A 17,737-nucleotide genomic window follows, 5' to 3' on the forward strand; every position below is an offset into this window, starting at 1 on the left:
TTCATGCCTCCGCCTCGCCGCCCGCGGCCGGGATCCGGACGACAAATCGCGCCCCGCCGCCCGCGCGGTTTTCGCCGGCGATCGACCCGCCGTGGCCGCGAACGATCTTGTCCGCGTTCGAAAGGCCAAGGCCGGTACCCGCCTCGCGGGTCGTGAAGAAGGGATCGAACAATTTGTCTTGCACGTCCTTCGGGATTCCCGGGCCCGTGTCGTCGATGACGAATTCCACGAAATCTTCCTCCCCGTGCGCGCGGCGCACCAAAACCGCGACGCGCCCGCCCTCCGGGCTCGCCTGAACGGCGTTCAAAAGGATATTGAGCAAGGATTGTTCCAACCGGTCGCGATCGGCGCGAAGGCCCGGCAATCCTTCCTCGACGAGCAGGTCGATCGCGACACCCGCGCTCTCGGCCTCTCCGGCGGCCATCTCCGCGGCCGCGCGCGCGATATCCCCCGGGTCGGCCTGACGCGCTGAAAGCCGGATCGGGCGCGAATAGGTCAGGAACTCGGTGAGGAACCGATTCAGCTTGCCAACCTCGCGATGAAGCGTTTCGATCGTCCGGGACGGAGGCGCGCCGCTCTCTCGCAGTTCCTCACCGAGAAGCGTCACGAGAAGCTTGATGGAATTGAGGGGATTGCGGATCTCGTGCGCGACGGACGCGGAGATCTCCTTGAGGCTATCGTCACGCCGGCGCACCTGCTCGGCCATGCCGTTGATCGATTCGGCCAGGACGCGCAGTTCGGACGCCGCGGGCGGCGGCACGCGCGCGTCGTATTCGCCGCGGCCGATGCGGCGGGCCGTGTCGGCCATGCTGCGGATGGGCCGCGTCAGCGTGCGCGCCAAAACGATCGCGAGCAGCACGCCGAACATCGCGCCGAGCGCGGTGACGAGGTAGAGCCGCGCGCGCATCGACTCGATCACCTCCACCTCGCGCGTGCCGGCGTTGACGCCGACGATGGCCACCAGGGCGCCCGCCGGTGTCGTGATCGGCGCCCAGACCGACATATAGAGGTTTCCCCCCGTGCCGCGAAACGTGCCGGTGCTGACGGAGTGGCCGGCCGACAGGCTCGCCAAGGCGCCCTCGTCGAAGCGGCGCGGGGCGATGCGGTCGCCGATTTTCGCCCCTGGCGCCGGCAAAAGCGCGGTGAGGTCGGGACGGAACACGACGATCGACTCCACGCCCGTCGCCTCGCGGATTTCGTCGAGTTTTTCCAGCAGGCGGCGGACCATGCGCGACTCATCGTCGCTCGCGCGAATCAACTCGATCCGCTCGACGGGCACGTTGCGCGCGGCGATACTCGCGATGTCGCGCAGTTTGCGGGCGACCTCGTCCTCCAGGTGATCGCGCGCCGTCGAGAAAAAGAAAAAGCTGAAGATCGACGCAAGCGCAAAAATGACAAGCAGGTAGGAAACGATCTGCGCGGTGAAGATCGAACGCGTTCCGTTCGGCGCCGGGATTGCCATATCCCCGTTCATCGCGCGTTTTTCGCGCGCGGTCAAAGACGTTCGGCGGCCGGATCGCGCGCAAGGTGTGCCCGCGCCCACGGATCGGCGGCATTCGGGCGTCGCCGGCGCGCGCCCGTGTCATGATTCGCGGGCGTCGGGAACACGATCAAGGAGGCCATCATGGCTCGTTGCGATACCTGCGGAAACGAATACGGCGGCGGATTCCAGGTGAAGTGGAACGGGGAGTCCTTCCATTTCGACAGCTTCGAATGCGCCATCCACCGACTCGCGCCGATATGCGAAGCGTGCGGCGTGCGCATCGTCGGCCACGGCGTGCAGGCGGGCGATCGCCTTTTCTGCTGCTCGAATTGCGCGCGCGAGGTCGGCGTCAAGGGACTCGCCGACCACATCGAAACCGATCGGACCGCCCGCCCCAACGCGTAAACACGCGCGCGAAACCCGCGTCCCGTCCGCGTGCGTGCGTTGCGGGAGGGGGGCGTTATTCCTTCGCGAGTTCGCGCAATTTGAGGACGGTGTTCCAGTTGCGCGTCGTGCTCGTGGTCTGAAGCTTTGCGTCGAAATAGTCGGTGGTGAGCTTCGTACGCGCGACGCCGTGCGGGCAGAGCAGGTAGATCACGCTTCCCGCGACGGTGTATTCGTCGCCCGGCGAGCGATCGGGGTCGAGTGCGCGGACGCGCGAGGCGTCCGGCTTGCCGGCGAGAAAAACGACGTGCAGGGATTTCGGATCGGCGCCCGCCGCCCGGTACGGATTGGATTTGGCGATGCGGTCGATTTCCCCGGCGGTGCGCGTTACCACGGGAGCGCGAAAGCCAAGGCGCTCCTCGATCATCGCGGCGACGCGGGCGGGAAGAGACGCGGCCACGCCTTCGCTCGCGCGAAAGACGACGTTGCCGCTTTGGATGTACGTGCGAACGTCGATTGCGCCGGCGTCTTCGAACATCGCCGCAAGATCCTTCATGGCGAGGCGATGTTTGCCGCCGACGTTGATGCCCCGCAACACCGCGACATATATCTCCGGACGGTTTTTTGGCATCGGCGCGCGCGCCGCGCTCATTCAGCCGCGTACACGACGCGGATGCGGTGATTGTAGGTGTCGGCAATATAGAGGTTGCCGGCCGGATCGAGTTCGACGCCGTAGGGGCGGCTGAGCCGCGCGTCGATCGCCGGGCCGCCGTCGCCTTCGTCGCCCGCGTCTCCACACAATCCCGCGTACGTGTCGACGACGCCGTCGGGGCCGATCCGCCGGACGCAGCTATTCTCCTTGTCCGCCACGAAGATCGTGCCGTCCGGCGCGATCGCGACATCGCGCGGCTGATAGAACCGCGCCTCGGTCGCCGGGCCGCCGTCGCCGGAAAAGGCGCCCTTGGGGGCGCCTTCGTCGAGTTCCGTCGCGTCGTAGGGCGCGGGATTGACGCCCGCGACGGTGCGTACGGTGCCGTCGGGATCGAGCGCGCGAACGAGATGATTGCCGGTGTCGGTGAAATACAGCACGTCGTCCGGCCCCATCTCCATGCCGGCGGACGGCGCGGCCGACTGGCTGACCGGCTGATTCATGTAAACTTCCGCGCCGGGAACGGCGTCCCCGCGAAAGCCCTGGGGCCTCGACGGCGCGCGCGTGCAGTTCGGATCGTCGGCCGACTCCTCGCGGCAGACGCGGCATTCCTCGCCGCCGCCCTCGACGGGTTCACACACCTCGACGTAGCCGTCCGGGACGAACGTGCCGACCGGGCCGACCACGGTGTCGATAACTCCGTTCTGATCGACGCGGCGGATGCGCTGGTTCGCCTGATCCATGATGTACATGCGCCCCTGGCCGTCGAATGCCGTCGACACCGGCAGATCGACGAGCGCCTCGATCGCGGGCACACCCTCGCCCGCGAAGGCGCGCTGCCCGTCGCCGCAGATTGCTTCCATCGCGCCGGTGGCGGTGTCCATTTCCATCACCTTGGAATTGTGCCACGCCGACAGGATCACCGTGCCCTGCGGCGAGAACCGGATGTGCGTCGGATGGTTGAGGCTCGTTTCGAGCGCGGGGCCGTCGGGCGCGTCGCCGAGCTCGCCCGTGCCGATGTAGGTTTCCACCTCGCCGCCCACGATGCGGCGGATGCGGTGGTTGTTCCAGTCGATGATATACGCGAGGCCGTCGGGCCCCCACGTCATGTCCATCGGCAAATACAGGCTCACCTTTTCCGGCGGAACGCCGTCCGCGCCGAGCGCGGCGACGCCGTTGCCCGCGAACGTGCAAATGACGCCGGGCGCGGCCTCGCAAACACTGGCGTCGTCATCGCCGCCGCCGCCCGATTCGCACGCGATCGGCAAGCAAAACGCGAGCGCCGCGAGCGCGGCGAAAACCATGACGCGGAAATTCGGGAATTTCAGCATCTTCAATCTCCCGGCGTGAACGCGCGGATGCGATGGTTGTACGTATCCGCAATGTAGAGCCTGCCTGAAAGGTCGAACGCGACTCCGCCCGGGCGATTCAGCGCGGTTTCCGTCGGCGAGAAGCCCTCGCCGCCGTAGCCCGCGTCCCCGTTACCCGCGGCCGTGCGGATGACGCCCGTTTCGAGATCGATAGCCCGCACGCGGTGGTTTTTCTCATCGGCGATATAAAGATTGCGGCCATCGGATGACATCTCCAGGTCGCGCGGATTGTTCAACATCGCGGCCGTCGCGGGCCCGTCGTCGCCGCCGAATCCGGCTTCGCCCGTGCCGGCGATTGTCTGGATGAGGTCGTTTTCGAAATCGATGCGGCGAATGACGTTGTTGAGCGTGTCCGAAACGTAAAGGCGGCCGTCCTGGTCGAACGCCAGCGCGCCGCCCGGAGGGGGATTCGACCCCGCGGGGAAATTGAACGTCGCTTCAAGCGGCGTGCCACCGTCACCATCGTAACCCTGTGTCGCGGGCGTGCCGGCCACGGTCTCGATGACGCCGTCGGGCGAAATGGAGCGGATCACCTGATTGCGCATATCGAGAATGAACTCACTGCCGCCGGGCGAGAAGGCGACCTGCGTCGGCTGGTTCAAAAGCGCCTTGCCCGCGGGTCCGCCGTCGCCGGCGTAGCCCGGATTGCTCCCGCAGGTTATCGAAACCATCTCCGTTGCCGGATCGAACGCGCGCAGTTTGTGATTGTGCCACGAGACAAGCACGATTGTGTCGTCGTTCGGATTCTCGACGAACTGCGTCGGGTGATTGAGCGCGACGCTCGTCCCGGGCGCGCCGGGGGCCTGCGTGTCGGAAAGATCCTCGGGGCCGTCGCCGACAAAGCCGGAGCCGATGACGGTGCGCAATGTGCCGTCTTCCTCGACCTTGCGGATCGCGTGGTTGTTCCAATCGACGATATACGCGTCGCCGTTTGACATAAACGTCACGTCGATGGGCCAGTAGAGCATCGACTCGGCGAGCGGATGCCCGTCGCCGTCGAAACCGGCCAGGCCGTTGCCGGCCCAGGTGCACAAGGCGACCGCGGGATCGCAGCTACCGGCGTCGCCGTCGCCCCCGTCGTCATCGTCGTCGTCATCGCCGCCGCAGCCGGCGACCGCGATCAGAAACGCGGCGGCCAGGAAGGCGACCAGCCAAAACAGATGTCTGCCACCGGCGATCGAAACTCGTGGATCGTTCATTTCGTTTCCTCAATTCCGCAGGTGAGATCGAAACCGCAGTCCTCGTAACCGCACTCCGGCCATGTGCAATGATGCGCATGGCAGTCGATGCACGACTTGATTTCACCGTCCTTGAGCACCGTGCCGTCGATCGCCACGCGCTGCCAACGCCAGTCGTTGCCGAATTCCGAGTAGCCGGATTCCATCTTCCGCATGGCCGTGTACTCAAGCAGTTCGGTGCAGTTTTCGTCCTCGTATTCGAGCTTCACGAGCGTCGCTCCGATGGCGTAGCGGTGATCCGCGTTCAACTCGCGATACGGCGTGGTCGCCGCTTCATTGGTGACCACGCGGATGTACCGAAGCTCGTGCTCGTGCGTGAAACCGCAGGGGCGGCCTTCATGCCAGCCCGCAACGGAATCGAGCGGGAAAATCGGTTCGGCGGCCGGCTCGCCCGTATCGTCGCCGTCATTTCCCGCGCCCGGTTCGCACGCGATCGCCCACCAGACAAGGCCAATGATCGCGAGCAAAAATGAATTCGCCGCTCCAATACCGTCCCTCAATCCGTCACTCCCATAACCCGCGCCAAGTGGGTCAACCCAAGGCAGCCCCGTTCCGAACCAAAAATAGAAGGTGCCTTTTTACCACGATTGGTGCATCAGGACGCCATCGACTTGATGCCGCGACGATCATCAATGTTGGCTTGCTAACGAATGCGGCCGTTGACGAGTGCGAGTATTTGACGCGGGTCGAAGGGTTTTTCGATATGCGGATGCGGCATGGCCTCGAGAAACGAGCGTGCCGCCGGTGTGAACGCGCCGCCGGTGAGAAAGACGATGCGCGCGGCCTGGAGCGGGTCCAGGCGGCGCAGCTCGTCGTGGAATTCCATGCCTGTCATCTGCGGCATCAATAAGTCGCAGAGGATGACGTCGAAAACCTCGCCGCCGCGTATGCGTGCGAGAGCCTCGCCGGCTTCGTTCGCCGTGACGACCTCGTGCTCCTCGGCCAGGGCGCGGCGAAGCAATACGCAAATCGACGGCTCGTCATCGATGACGCAAACGCGCGCGCGCCGACAGCACCGCGCGACCGGCGCCGGCGCGTTCGGTTCGACGACTTGGGAAAGGTCCGCCGGCGGCAGCAACACGCGGAAGGTGCTCCCGGCGCCCACCACGCTTTCGACCTGAATCTCGCCGCCGAGCCCGGCGACGATGCCGTGACAGATGGCAAGACCAAGGCCCATTCCGACGCCGACGGGCTTGGTGGTGTAAAACGGCTCGAAGATGCGCGCGAGGGCGCGAGCGGGAATTCCGGCGCCGGTGTCGGAGACCTCGATGGCCACGCGGCCGTCGCCGTCGACGCGCGTCGCGACGCGGATCGTGTTGTGGGCGGCGTCGCCTTCGCGGATCGCCTGCGCGGCATTGACGATCAGGTTCAGGCACACCTGCCCGAACTTTGATTCGCTGCCGTCAACCGGCGGGACGTCGCCGTATTCCTTCACAAGCCGCGCGCGATGCCGGATTTCGTTGGCGGCCATGCGCAAGGTGGATTCCATGACGCGATTGATATCGACCGGCCCGCGCCGCCTCTCGTCGGGCCGCGAAAACACCTTCAGATCCCTAACGATATGGCATATGCGCCAAGCCGCCGCACGGGTGTCGTCCAGGGATTCGCGAAATTCGGCGATCAGCGAATCGGCGGCGCCGCGAGTGCGTTTTTTATAAGCCGGGAGCGCAAGCCGCGCGAGGTCCTGCGCCATCAAATCGAGATTCGCGATGACGGTCGTGAGCGGATTGTTGATTTCGTGCGCGACACCCGCGGCAAGCGTGCCCACGGAGACCAGGCGGTCGGTCATGGCAAGGCGCGTTTCGGTTCGTTTTTTTTCGGCGACGTCACGCGCGATGATCACCGCGCCGACGATCTCGTCGCCCCGCCGTTCCGCGCCGATGCCGCATTCAAACCAGATCGACGATCCATCGGGGGCGGTCAGGCACGTTTCGAATTTCGTCGGGCTTCCGCCGGCCAGCACGGCTTCGAGCGCGGCCGTCATCACCGGGTGCTGTTCCGTGGGGAACAAATCGAGCCAGTTCGATCCGATCGCCTGCTTTCCGGCGTTAAACGGCACGGCGCGATTGACGAACTGGATCGTTCCGCTCGCATCGACGGCGACGACGTAATCGGGGATGTTCTCAAGCACGGCGGCCAGTTGCGAACGGGCTTTTTCGGCGTCGCGCTGCGCCGCCTGATGCGCCTTTTCCGCCCGCACGCGCTTGGTGATGTCCCGCAGGACCGAAAGGTGGCGGCCGGGCATGATGCGCGCGGTCGCGCGAAAATCGATCGCGCGCGTTTCGCCGCCGGCGCGCTGTAGCGCGAACTGCCCCTCCATGCGCCCGTCAAGCAGGAATTTGTTCCACCATGCGTCCAGGTCGGACTGAAATTCCGGCGGCGCCAGATCGCCGACCGTCATCGACAACAGGCCCTCGCGCCCGACGTCGAGAAGCGACAGGGCCGATGCGTTTCCGTCCACGATGCGGGCGTCGTCGTCGACGATGAGCATCGCGTCAAGCGCACCCTCGAATACCGAGCGGAACCTGGCCTCGGCGTCGCCCGAAGTCATGAACGCCGCCCAGTGAAGGGGGGCGCTGCCGCTTCGGACACGGGGGCCGGTCCCGCGCGGGCGACGGCGAGCGTGGCGACGGCCTCGTAGAGAACCGCCGACTCGACCGGCTTTTCGACGACACGATCGACACCGGCGCGGATCAGCCGCTCGCGGCGATCTTCGTCGAGGTGTCCGGACAAGACGAAGATCGCGATGTCACGCATGGCTTCGTTGGAGCGAATCAGCCGGCAGGCATCTTCGCCGTCGAGGCCGGGCATGACGATATCGAGAATCAGCAGGTGCGGCTGAAAGGTGGTGGCCATGATCCCGGCGCCAAAGCCGTCACCGGCGGTGCGGATTTCGACGCCGGGAAACCGGCGTGCGATGAGTTTCGCCAGCGCCCGAACGACACGCGGATCGTCATCGACGATGCCGACGCGCGGGGTGTTTCGCGCGAGAAGCGCCGTGACGCGCGGCATTGGAATGCCGCACTCGCTCATGAAGTCGATCAGGTCCTGCTCGCGGATGCGCGTGCGTCCCCCGCCGGTCTTGTGGCCCGGCAGGCGCCCGGCGGTGACCCAGCGAAGTATCGTCCGGCGATCGACGCGGCAGTATTTCGCCGCGTCACCGGTCGTAAGCAGGCGCTCGCCAGGCATTTTTCGCGGGCTGGATAAGGACGAAACCATCGCCACCACCGGTCAAAGAGGTCGTAAGGGACATTACGGACACTATTGGATATTGCCGGCGTGCGTCAAGTTAACCTTATGAAATCGTGGAATAAACGGATTGCCGAGGTTGGCGCCACGAAGCCGCCGGTGCTACCGGTGATCGCTGTCGAGCGGCGGACAGCCGAGAATCCAGCCCTCTTCGGAGCGGATGGCTTCGTCCTCACGCGAGCCGGGTGCGATGCCGTGCGGAATCGCGAACTCGCGCCAGAGCTTGTTGTCGCTATCGAGTCTCTTCGCCCAGTGCCACATCGTTCGAACCTGCCGGCGGTCCTTGATCGGTTTCTCACCGGGTTCGCCGCATGACAGCTTGTTCAGATCGTCGTCTTGCTCCCGGATCGTCGGATAGATCTCCGCGTGCACGATACGGATATCCCGGCCGGGCCAATCTTCTCCAGCCGCCCAACCGGTTTCGAACGGCCAGACGGACGAGCATTTGGCAAGTCCCTCGTCAAATCGAAGCGCCGCGAGGCGCGGGATGCCGGTGAGAATCTGACTTCCCACGCTACCCGTGCCGAACAGTCGAAATGGCGAGGTGCTCTCGGCGCGCCGGTCCGTCAACCGCAGGCCGTCCTTCGTTTCGCGGCTTTGCGCCGCGAACGGCGGATCGGGACGGCACTGGGGAATGTTCGTGAATTCGCCCTTGTTGGCCTGACACCAGAACGGCCCCGTCGAATTTCCTCGCGCGACGCGCGCATTGAAGTTCGATGCGACCGCAAATCGATTGCTTCGATTCGTCGCAATACGGCCCGGAAGCGTGCCAATGTCGTCGTCCAGCTCGTCTTCAATTGCATCCCAGACGATGCGCCACGCGGGTTTGCCGGCGTCCACGTCCGTGCGCAAGAAGGACGCGAATCCCGCCGGATATCCGTACGGAAAATCAAAGCAGAGAAGAATTCGGCCAATGCATGACGCTAGGTATTTCTCCAACTCTTCGCCGATTTTCGTCGTCGCCAAGTCTCTCGTGTTCGGACTGTAGCAGGCCGGCGATTCATCTCCGCTTTTCCCATGCGCGATCCATATGCAATCCGCCTTGCCCCCACGCGGTTTATTCGTGGCGGACCAGTCGACCATGATGTACGCATCGAATAAAGACATGGGTGCCCCTCACAGATCGTGTTGCGCGGATCTCGCTATAAAATGCATGGAGCCGCAACCGTTTGTCTACGGAGCGTGTCATGCCCACGCCCGAACAGGTCCGGAATCGTCTGGAAATCCAAGGGTACGGCGATCTGGACGACTCCACGCTTGCCGAACTCGGCCCGTGGATCCGCTGGTCGCCCGCGTTCTGCACGGTGTTCATGATCGCCGGTACCGCCCTGGCGTCGCCCGCGATTCTCTGGACCCTGGCGGCGACCGCGTTCGTGGGCGCGATCTTGCCAAGCCACCCTTTCGACTGGCTGTACAACTTCGGTTTCCGGCATTTGACCGGTACGCGCCCGCTTCCGCCGCACGGCGCGCCGCGACGGTTCGCCTGCGCGATCGCGACGGTCTGGCTGATCGCGACCGGCGCCGCGTTTTCGGCCGGCGCGATGACGGCTGGATACGCGCTCGGCACCGTACTCGCCTCGGTCGCGGCTCTCGTCAGCGTGACGCACATCTGCATCCCGTCGCACGTTTACCGGGCGCTTTTCACGCCAAGGCTGAAGGCCGCGGACTGATCGGCGAGGCGTTTTCCCCGCGCGACCGCCGCGGCCCGCCGTTTAATCATCTTCGTCGTGGTAACCGCCGCCGGGCGCGATCGCGCCGGCATAGGCGCTCGCCGCGCCGTGTTTGTAGACGAGTTCGCCGCCCGCCTGACCGACGCGGTAACCGAGCCCGAGAACCACGATTGTTCCCGCAAGCGCCAAAGCCGCAACCGGAAGCCCGCCGCGCGTCGCCGACAATGCAAAGCCTAGCAGCATCACGCCAAACACCGCCGCGCCGCTCCAGACGAATATCTCCGCCGCCTCTTCGTGCGCCTCGATCACGCGCTCGGCGACCACGCGCTCGACGCGGTCCTCCTCGCGCTCGCCGGTTTTCATCGCCGCGACGCTGGACGCCACAAGCGTGGCCTGCAACGCGACCGCCACGATCCAGGCGCGCGCGGGGAGAAATCCGCGCCACCAGGCGACAAGCAGACCCCCGGCCACAAGGGGCATCAGAACCCCGAGCGCCATCGGAACGTGAACGAATTTGGGATGGAATAGCCATGCGTCCATGATAGAAACCTCCATAGTTAACGCGGGGACCACCATGGCGCGTGGCGGAGGAATCGACCATCCGCCAAACGTGATATCGGGAGACTTCGGCCGATGAATCGGGGCGGATTCACATCCGAGGGACGCCTTCTGGCCGGCGCTCTCACGGCGTTTGTCGCGGTCGTGCTGCTGGCCTCGATCGACCTCGCCACCGACGCTCGCGAGGGCACGACGCTCGGTCACGTCATGGTCGAGGGATGCGTCGTGCTCGTGGGACTTGCCGGCGCGGGAGCCATTACGCGGCGCCTCGCGCGGACGATCCGGCGAACGCGCGAGGCCGAGGCCGAGGCGCAATCGCTTGCCAAACGGCTCGCGCAAACCGCCGAAGCCGCGGAACGCTGGCGCACCGAGGCGCGGGATCTCGTCGCGGGGCTCGGCGCGGCGATTGACCGCCAATTCGACCGATGGGAGCTCTCGCCCGCGGAAAAAGAGGTCGGTCTTCTGCTGCTCAAGGGATTGAGCCACCGGGAAATCGCCGGAGCGCGATCGATCACCGAGGCGACCGCGCGCCAGCAGTCGCGCGCGGTTTATCGAAAGGCGGGGCTTTCCGGACGGGCCGATCTGGCCGCGTTCTTCCTCGAAGACCTCATGCTGCCGAGCGACCAGCGGGGCTGAGCCTACAATTCCGCGAGCAGCTTCTTGCAGCCGGCCGCGTCGAGCTCGGGTCCGATGCCCGCCTTCACGTTTTCCGACAGATGATGCGGCTTGGACGTCGCGGGGATCGCGCACGTCACGTGTGGATTCGCGAGGATGAACGCGAGGAAAAGCTGCGACCAGTGCTCGAACCCCTGCTCCGCGGCCCACGCCGGAATCGGCTTGCCCTTCACTTTCCTGAACATCCCCCCCTTTTCGAACGGGCGCATGATGAGCACCGCCGTGTTCGTATCCGCGGCGGCGGGCAATAGGCGCTCCTCGGCCTTTCGCACCTCGACCGAATACGGCAGCTGCACGAAATCGAGCTTTTCCGCGCGCAGGATCTTTTCCATCTCGTCGAACTCGCCGAGGGCGTGGTGCGTGATGCCGAGATAGCGGATTTTCCCCTCGTCGCGCCACGCGCGCATGGTCGCGAGCTGCGTTTTCCAGTCGACCAGGTTGTGCACCTGCATGAGATCGAGCTTTTCCGTGTGCAGGCGGCGCATCGACTGGGCCATCTGCTCCTCGCCGTCTTTCTTGCCGCGCGTCCAGACCTTGGTCGCCAGAAAGGCATCCACGCCCATCGGCGCGACGAGATCGCCGATGACCTCTTCCGAGCGGCCATACATCGGGGACGAATCGATGACGCGTCCGCCCGCCGCGAAAAAGCGCCGCAGCACTTCCCGGATCGGCTCGCGCTCGCCGGCGCCGCCGCCGACATCGAACGTGATCGATGAGCCAAGCCCGATGACGGGGATCTCCTCGCCGCTTGCCGGAATCTTTCGCTTGCGCATCGTGCCCCCTTCCGCCGCGAAGAGCGGCATCGGAAGCGCGCCGCCCGCGAATCCCGCCGCGATGCCGGCCGCGCCGATCATGAAGATGCGTCGATTCATGATGATTCCTCCGTTGTCGTTCGTTGGTCTGCAAGTCGCTCGTGCCGCTTCGCCAGCCAACGCGCAAGCGCGAGGCCGGCGAGCGCCAGCGGCACGGCCGCCAGAAAGATCGGCCGAAGCGCGAGGCCGATCGCCTGCAACCCCGCGTAAGCCATGCCGCTTGCCGCATCCGCGCCGCGATAAACAACCGTATCAATGAGGCTTTTTGCCTTGTATTTTTCGGCGTCCGCGACAGCGGTGAAGAGCGTCTCACGCGCAGGTTTTTCGATTCCGTAATGCACCCCGCGGCGCAGCGCGTTCACGACGACGACGGCGATCATCGCCGGCACGGCGGCGAGGGCCGACGCGCCGATGGCGCCGGCGATCGGCACGGCGGCCAGCCCGGCGAAGAGCCCAAGGCGCGAGAGCACCGCGCCCGTCACGAACGTTTGCAGTGCAAGCGCGACGGCGTTGACGAGAAGATCGGCCATCGCGAAAAGCCGCGTGCGTTCCGCGGAATCGGAAAGCGCGTCGGCGACGATCGTCTGCTGTTGCAGATACAGGAACGTGGAGACGCACGCGTAGAACAGCGTCTGCGCCGCGATACCGAGCAGGTACGGCGAGCGGATCACGTCGGTCAGCCCGTCGAAAACGCCTCCGCCGATCGGCGATTCGCGGCTTGCGCGCGCGTCCTCGGGCACGGCGTGAAACAGGCCGCGCATGCACCGCACGGACGCCTCGAGCAACAGCGCGGACACGAGAAGCAAGTGCAGCGGCCCGACAACGGTGACGAGCGACCCGGCGATGATCGGTCCGCAGATCGCGCCCGCCGTGCCGCCCGCGGCGACGAATCCGAAAAGCCGGCGCGCCTGCTCGCTTTTGAACAGGTCGGCGAGCACGCTCCAGAAAATCGACACGACAAAAAGATTGTAAACGGCGGTCCACACGTAAAACGCTCGTGGAAGCGCTTCGCCACCGACGCCCGCGGCGAAAAGCGCCCAGAAGGCGACGAGATTCAGCAGAAAGAAGCGATAGACGATCGGCACGATGCGGCGGCGCTCGAAGCGGCCGACTACCCAGCCGTAAATCGGCAGCGCGACGCACATCGCCGTGAACGTCGCGGAGAACAGCCACGGCAGCGCCTTCACGCCGCCGCGAATCCCCATCTCCTCGCGCACGGGGCGAAGCACGTAGTAGCCCGTGAGAAGCGTGAAGAAATAGAGAAACGCCCAGGCCAGTGCGCGGCCCTCGCCCGGACGCACCTCGACAAAGCGCGAGACGATCCGCCGGATCGCGTCCATTCCGTTGTCGATACGCCCTGCCATCGCCGCCCCGCGTTGCGCTCAATTCCGCGTTTGTCCGCCAGCCGGCGCGAAAAGAATAGGACGCGCCAAACAAGTTGCGTCGAATCGCGCCCCACGCGCATCCGCGGAGGTGTAAGCATCGCGGCCTTTTCAAGCGCGCGTCCGTCGACAAGAATCGATCGCGATGACGAGAAACCGGATGGAAGCGTTCAGCGATGGTGTGATCGCGATCATCATCACGATCATGGTGATCGAACTGCATCCGCCGCACGGGCACACGCTCGCGGATCTCGGACCGATCGTGCCGAAGCTTCTTTATTACGTGCTGAGCTTCGGGTTCCTCGCGATCTACTGGAACAATCACCACCACCTGCTGCACGCGGTGGAGCGCGTGAACGGCGCGGTGCTGTGGGCGAACGTGCACCTGCTGTTCTGGCTGTCGCTCGTGCCGTTCGTGACCGCATGGATCGGCGAGAACTCGAGAGCGGCGACGCCCGTCGCGGCCTACGGCGCGGTGCTGCTCGCCTCCGCGATCGCGTATTTCATCCTGACGCGCGCGCTTTTGGCCGTGCACGAGAAGGACTCGCGACTTTCCGTCGCACTCGGCAGGGACTGGAAGGGGAAACTCTCGGTCGTCGCGTACATCGCCGGGATGACGCTGGCGTTCGTGTGGTCGCCGCTTGCGATCGCGCTCTATATCGGCGTCGCGATCGTGTGGCTGATCCCCGACAAACGCATCGAGCGCGCACTGGGCGCGGACGATCGCTGACGCGCTCAGTCCTTGTCGATCACGTATCGTGGCCCCGGGCCGCGACGGCCCGCGCGGTCGCCCGGGTTCAGCAGCGCGCATTTCGCGAGCGACAGGCATCCGCATCCGATGCAGCCGTCGAGCCGGTCGCGAAGGCGCGTCAGCATGGCGATCCGCGCGTCGAGGCGCGGGCGCCACATCGCGGCAAGGCGCTTCCAGTCTTTTTCGTTCGGCGTGCGTTTGTCCGGCAACAGCGCGAGCGCGTCACGGATCTCCGGCAGCGGCACGCCGATCTGCTGCGACGCGCGGATGAAGCTCACCCGGCGGATCGCGTCGCGCGCGTAACGCCGCTGCCCGCCGCCGGTGCGCGCGGAACGGATCAGCCCTTCGCTTTCGTAATAACGCAGCGCGCTCGCCGCGACGCCCGTGCGTTCGGCGAGGGCGCCGATGGTCAAATTCGTATCCATGCGCTAGACGATAACGAAGCGAACGCTTGACTTCAAGTTGACTTGAAGTTGCAGGATGGGCGGCGTCCGCTTCCGGACGATGAACAAGGAGAGCGCATGCCCGACCAATCGAACACGAACAACGCCCCCCTTCGCCTGGCGGTCCTCATCGGCAGCACGCGGCTTGAGCGGTTCGGTCCCACCGTCGCGAAATGTTTTGTCGCGTACGCGCAAAACCGCGAGGAATTCGGTATCGACCTGATTGATCTAGCCGATCTCGCCCTGCCCTCCGCGCTCGTGTCCGACACCACGCCGGCCATGGACGACTACCTCGCCCGCCTCGCGCGCGCGGATGCGTTCGTGGTCGTGACGCCCGAGTACAACCACGGCTACCCCGCGTCGCTGAAGGCCGCGATTGACCTCGCCGACGAGGAGTGGCACGCGAAGCCCGTCGGGTTCGTCGGCTACGGCGGCATTTCCGGCGGCATCCGCGCGATCGAACAGCTCAAGCCCGTGTTCGCGGAAATGAACGCCGTCGCGGTGCGCGAGGCCGTGCTTCTGCCCTACTACCGCAAGATTTACGACGCGAACGAGATGCTGATCGCCGGCACGCCGAGCGCCGCGATGGCCGATCGCATGTTGAATCGGCTGGCCTGGTGGGGATACGCGCTGCGCGACGCGCGTGCCGCGCGGCCGTTCGCCGCGAATGTGTATTGAGGGCGAGGAAATAGAAAAGTAGAAAAGAGAAAAGAGAGCCGTCGCAGGATTTCGGCGGCGCTCAGGCGTGTTGGTAAATCCGAAGCGGGACGATCCATGAATATCGAAGGGTACGAAATCCATCCGCTTACGCCGGATCGCTTCGGCGACTTCGAGAAGGTGCTCGGGCGCGGCGGCGTCGCGGGATGCTGGTGCATGTACTGGATCACGCCGACGATCGACGAATGGCGCGGGGATTCGCGCGGCGGCGGCAAGGCGAAAAACCGGGATCTCTTTCGGGTGATCGTCGAAGCCGGCCCGCCGCCAGGTCTTCTCGCGTATATCGACGACGAGCCTGCCGCGTGGTGCCGCATCATGCCGCGCGACAGGCTTGCCGGCCTTGCGAACTCGGCGAATTTCAAAACGGACCTTGATATCGCGGGAGTGTGGTCACTGCCTTGTTTTGTCGTTCGCCGCAAGTTCCGCGGGCGCGGACTCACGAGCGTGCTCACGCGCGCCGCGATGCAATACGCGCGCGAGCACGGCGCGCGCATCCTCGAGGCGTACCCGACGGAGACGACGGGGCAGAAGAACCCCGCCTCGGTTTATACGGGGGTTGCTTCGACATTCGCCCGGCTTGGCTTCGAAGTCGTGCAACGCACGAAGCCCCACAAGCCGATGATGCGCCTTCGTCTTTCAGGCGCACGCCGGCGCTGACCGCTGACGATCGCGCTTCGATGCCGAGCTGGAGCTCGGCGTTCCCAGGGCCGCGGGTTGACCGCTGACGATCGCGCTTCGATGCCGAGCTGGAGCTCGGCGTTCCCAGGGCTGATAGCCCTACCCTATCGAATTCATCGAAACGATGTCTTGGACAGGCGTTAGGGGCGTGACACTATAATCGCGCCTCGGGAGTCGCAACGCTTAAAGACACCGGAGGAGATCCCACCATGGAAAAGAAACCCCCGACGCAGACCACGTCGGCCGGAAACCCGATCGCCGACAACCAGAACACGCAGACCGCCGGCCCGCGCGGCCCCGTCCTGTTGCAGGACGTCCACCTCATCGAAAAGCTCGCTCACCAGAACCGCGAACGCATCCCGGAGCGCGTCGTCCACGCCAAGGGCTGGGGCGCGCACGGCACTCTGACGGTCACGCACGACATCACGAAATACACCAAGGCCAGGATTTTTTCGGAGGTCGGCAAAAAGACGCCGATGCTCGCGCGCTTTTCCACCGTGGCCGGAGAGCTCGGCGCGGCGGACGCGGAGCGCGACGTGCGCGGTTTCGCGCTGAAGTTCTATACCGAGGAGGGCAATTGGGATCTTGTCGGCAACAACACGCCGGTCTTTTTCGTGCGCGATCCGCTGAAGTTCCCCGATTTCATTCGCACGCAAAAACGCCATCCGAGGACCAACCTGCGCAGCACGACCGCGATGTGGGATTTCTGGTCGCTCTCGCCGGAGAGCTTGCACCAGGTGACGATCCTCATGAGCGATCGCGGCCTGCCGGTCAGCCCGCGTTTCATGAACGGCTACGGATCGCACACGTATTCGCTCATCAACGCCGACAACGAACGCGTGTGGGTGAAGTTCCACTTCAAGACGCGCCAGGGCATCCGGTTTCTCACCAACCGCGAGGCCGAGGCCGTCGTCGGCGCGACGCGCGAGAGCTATCAGGAAGACCTTTACGGATCGATCGACCGCGGTGAGTTTCCGCGATGGGATCTGAAAATCCAGGTGATGACCGCGGCGCAGGCCGAAAAGACGCCGTTCAATCCGTTTGACCTCACGAAGGTGTGGCCGCACGCGGACTTTCCGCTGATTGACGTCGGCGTGATGGAGCTGAATCGAAACCCGGACAACTACTTCGCGGAAATCGAAATGGCCGCGTTTTCGCCGTCGAACTTCGTGCCGGGCATCGGCTACTCGCCGGACAAAATGCTGCAGGCGCGCATTTTCTCGTACGCGGACGCGCACCGCTATCGCCTGGGCACACACTACGAAGCCCTGCCGGTCAACGCGCCCAAGTGCCCCGTCCACCACTATCACAAGGACGGCGCGATGCGCTTTTTCGATAACAACACCGGCAACCCGGACGCGTATTACGAGCCCAACAGCTTCGGCGGGCCGACGCAGGATCATGCGTATGACGAACCATCGATGCCGATCGACGGCGCGGGCGGTCGCTACGATCACCGCGAGGGCAACGACGACTACACGCAGCCGGGCAACCTCTTCCGCCTGATGAGCCCCGATGCGCAACAGCGCCTGTTCAACAACACCGCGGAGGCTATGGCCGGCGTTCCGCGTGAGATCGTCGAGCGGCAGGTCGCGCACTGCACGAAGGCGGACCCGGCTTACGGCAAGGGAATCATCGACGCGATCGAGAACCTCGCCGCAAAGTCGTAAGCGAAAAC

General features: G+C 65.1%; 19 protein-coding genes. 7 read left to right on the forward strand and 12 right to left on the reverse strand.

The annotated features are described in order from the left end of the window. Window position 1: 1 nt before the first annotated feature. Window positions 2-1,462, reverse strand: a complete 1,461-nt coding sequence (locus K8I61_07635) for a HAMP domain-containing protein (protein ID MBZ0271894.1) — start codon at window positions 1,460-1,462, stop codon at window positions 2-4. Between the two features lie 162 nt (window positions 1,463-1,624). Between K8I61_07635 and K8I61_07640 the strand changes: the two genes are divergently transcribed. Beyond that, a complete protein-coding gene (locus K8I61_07640) occupies window positions 1,625-1,888 on the forward strand; it encodes a hypothetical protein (GenBank protein ID MBZ0271895.1) in 264 nt (87 codons plus the stop codon). A 55-nt stretch (window positions 1,889-1,943) separates the two neighbouring features. On the opposite strand, the gene K8I61_07645 is transcribed toward K8I61_07640, so the two are convergent. The 7 genes from K8I61_07645 to K8I61_07675 all read right to left on the reverse strand — a co-directional run bounded on the left by K8I61_07645 (window position 1,944) and on the right by K8I61_07675 (window position 9,225). Continuing rightward, entirely contained in the window at window positions 1,944-2,498 is a 555-nt protein-coding gene (locus tag K8I61_07645) for a DUF1697 domain-containing protein (protein MBZ0271896.1), read from the reverse strand. A 17-nt stretch (window positions 2,499-2,515) separates the two neighbouring features. Continuing rightward, entirely contained in the window at window positions 2,516-3,847 is a 1,332-nt protein-coding gene (locus tag K8I61_07650) for a hypothetical protein (GenBank protein MBZ0271897.1), read from the reverse strand. Window positions 3,848-3,849: 2 nt separating this feature from the next. Beyond that, entirely contained in the window at window positions 3,850-5,085 is a 1,236-nt protein-coding gene (locus K8I61_07655) for a hypothetical protein (GenBank protein ID MBZ0271898.1), read from the reverse strand. Then, entirely contained in the window at window positions 5,082-5,591 is a 510-nt protein-coding gene (locus tag K8I61_07660; GenBank protein MBZ0271899.1) for a hypothetical protein, read from the reverse strand. Before K8I61_07660 ends, K8I61_07655 begins: the two co-directional genes overlap by 4 nt. Window positions 5,592-5,767: 176 nt before the next feature. Continuing rightward, the gene (locus tag K8I61_07665; GenBank protein ID MBZ0271900.1) at window positions 5,768-7,675 is read right to left on the reverse strand and encodes a PAS domain S-box protein; all 1,908 of its coding nucleotides are present in this window, start codon (window positions 7,673-7,675) and stop codon (window positions 5,768-5,770) included. Next, window positions 7,672-8,313: a response regulator gene (locus tag K8I61_07670; protein MBZ0271901.1), complete on the reverse strand. Its 642-nt coding sequence runs from the start codon at window positions 8,311-8,313 to the stop codon at window positions 7,672-7,674. Before K8I61_07670 ends, K8I61_07665 begins: the two co-directional genes overlap by 4 nt. Before the next feature lie 162 nt (window positions 8,314-8,475). Further along, a complete protein-coding gene (locus K8I61_07675) occupies window positions 8,476-9,225 on the reverse strand; it encodes a hypothetical protein (GenBank protein MBZ0271902.1) in 750 nt (249 codons plus the stop codon). 335 nt (window positions 9,226-9,560) lie between these two features. Between K8I61_07675 and K8I61_07680 the strand changes: the two genes are divergently transcribed. Next, on the forward strand, window positions 9,561-10,043 hold the full coding sequence (locus K8I61_07680) for a DUF4395 domain-containing protein (GenBank protein MBZ0271903.1): 483 nt from the start codon (window positions 9,561-9,563) through the stop codon (window positions 10,041-10,043). A 42-nt stretch (window positions 10,044-10,085) separates the two neighbouring features. Here K8I61_07680 and K8I61_07685 read toward each other — a convergent pair whose 3' ends face one another. Then, window positions 10,086-10,583: a hypothetical protein gene (locus K8I61_07685; GenBank protein ID MBZ0271904.1), complete on the reverse strand. Its 498-nt coding sequence runs from the start codon at window positions 10,581-10,583 to the stop codon at window positions 10,086-10,088. Between the two features lie 93 nt (window positions 10,584-10,676). On the opposite strand from K8I61_07685, the gene K8I61_07690 reads away from it, so the two are divergent. Then, the gene (locus K8I61_07690) at window positions 10,677-11,237 is read left to right on the forward strand and encodes a LuxR family transcriptional regulator (GenBank protein MBZ0271905.1); all 561 of its coding nucleotides are present in this window, start codon (window positions 10,677-10,679) and stop codon (window positions 11,235-11,237) included. 2 nt (window positions 11,238-11,239) lie between these two features. Here the strand turns inward: K8I61_07690 and K8I61_07695 are convergent, their stop codons facing one another. Beyond that, window positions 11,240-12,148, reverse strand: a complete 909-nt coding sequence (locus K8I61_07695; protein MBZ0271906.1) for an aldo/keto reductase — start codon at window positions 12,146-12,148, stop codon at window positions 11,240-11,242. Continuing rightward, the gene (locus tag K8I61_07700) at window positions 12,145-13,452 is read right to left on the reverse strand and encodes an MFS transporter (GenBank protein MBZ0271907.1); all 1,308 of its coding nucleotides are present in this window, start codon (window positions 13,450-13,452) and stop codon (window positions 12,145-12,147) included. The genes K8I61_07695 and K8I61_07700 overlap by 4 nt, the downstream gene beginning before the upstream one ends. Window positions 13,453-13,615: 163 nt before the next feature. Between K8I61_07700 and K8I61_07705 the strand changes: the two genes are divergently transcribed. After that, window positions 13,616-14,200, forward strand: coding sequence for a TMEM175 family protein (locus K8I61_07705; GenBank protein ID MBZ0271908.1), 585 nt, complete (start codon window positions 13,616-13,618; stop codon window positions 14,198-14,200). Window positions 14,201-14,205: 5 nt separating this feature from the next. Here K8I61_07705 and soxR read toward each other — a convergent pair whose 3' ends face one another. Then, on the reverse strand, window positions 14,206-14,646 hold the full coding sequence (gene soxR, locus K8I61_07710) for a redox-sensitive transcriptional activator SoxR (GenBank protein ID MBZ0271909.1): 441 nt from the start codon (window positions 14,644-14,646) through the stop codon (window positions 14,206-14,208). A gap of 96 nt (window positions 14,647-14,742) precedes the next feature. Between soxR and K8I61_07715 the strand changes: the two genes are divergently transcribed. The 3 genes from K8I61_07715 (at window position 14,743) to K8I61_07725 (ending at window position 17,729) form a co-directional block, all read left to right on the forward strand. Next, the gene (locus K8I61_07715; protein MBZ0271910.1) at window positions 14,743-15,342 is read left to right on the forward strand and encodes an NAD(P)H-dependent oxidoreductase; all 600 of its coding nucleotides are present in this window, start codon (window positions 14,743-14,745) and stop codon (window positions 15,340-15,342) included. Window positions 15,343-15,438: 96 nt separating this feature from the next. Then, window positions 15,439-16,038, forward strand: a complete 600-nt coding sequence (locus tag K8I61_07720; protein ID MBZ0271911.1) for a GNAT family N-acetyltransferase — start codon at window positions 15,439-15,441, stop codon at window positions 16,036-16,038. Window positions 16,039-16,268: 230 nt separating this feature from the next. Beyond that, complete coding sequence (locus K8I61_07725) at window positions 16,269-17,729, forward strand: catalase (protein MBZ0271912.1); 1,461 nt, start codon at window positions 16,269-16,271, stop codon at window positions 17,727-17,729. The last annotated feature ends 8 nt before the right edge of the window (window positions 17,730-17,737 follow it).

This window comes from bacterium (assembly GCA_019912885.1).
Taxonomy (GTDB): Bacteria; Lernaellota; Lernaellaia; order JACKCT01; family JACKCT01; genus JAIOHV01.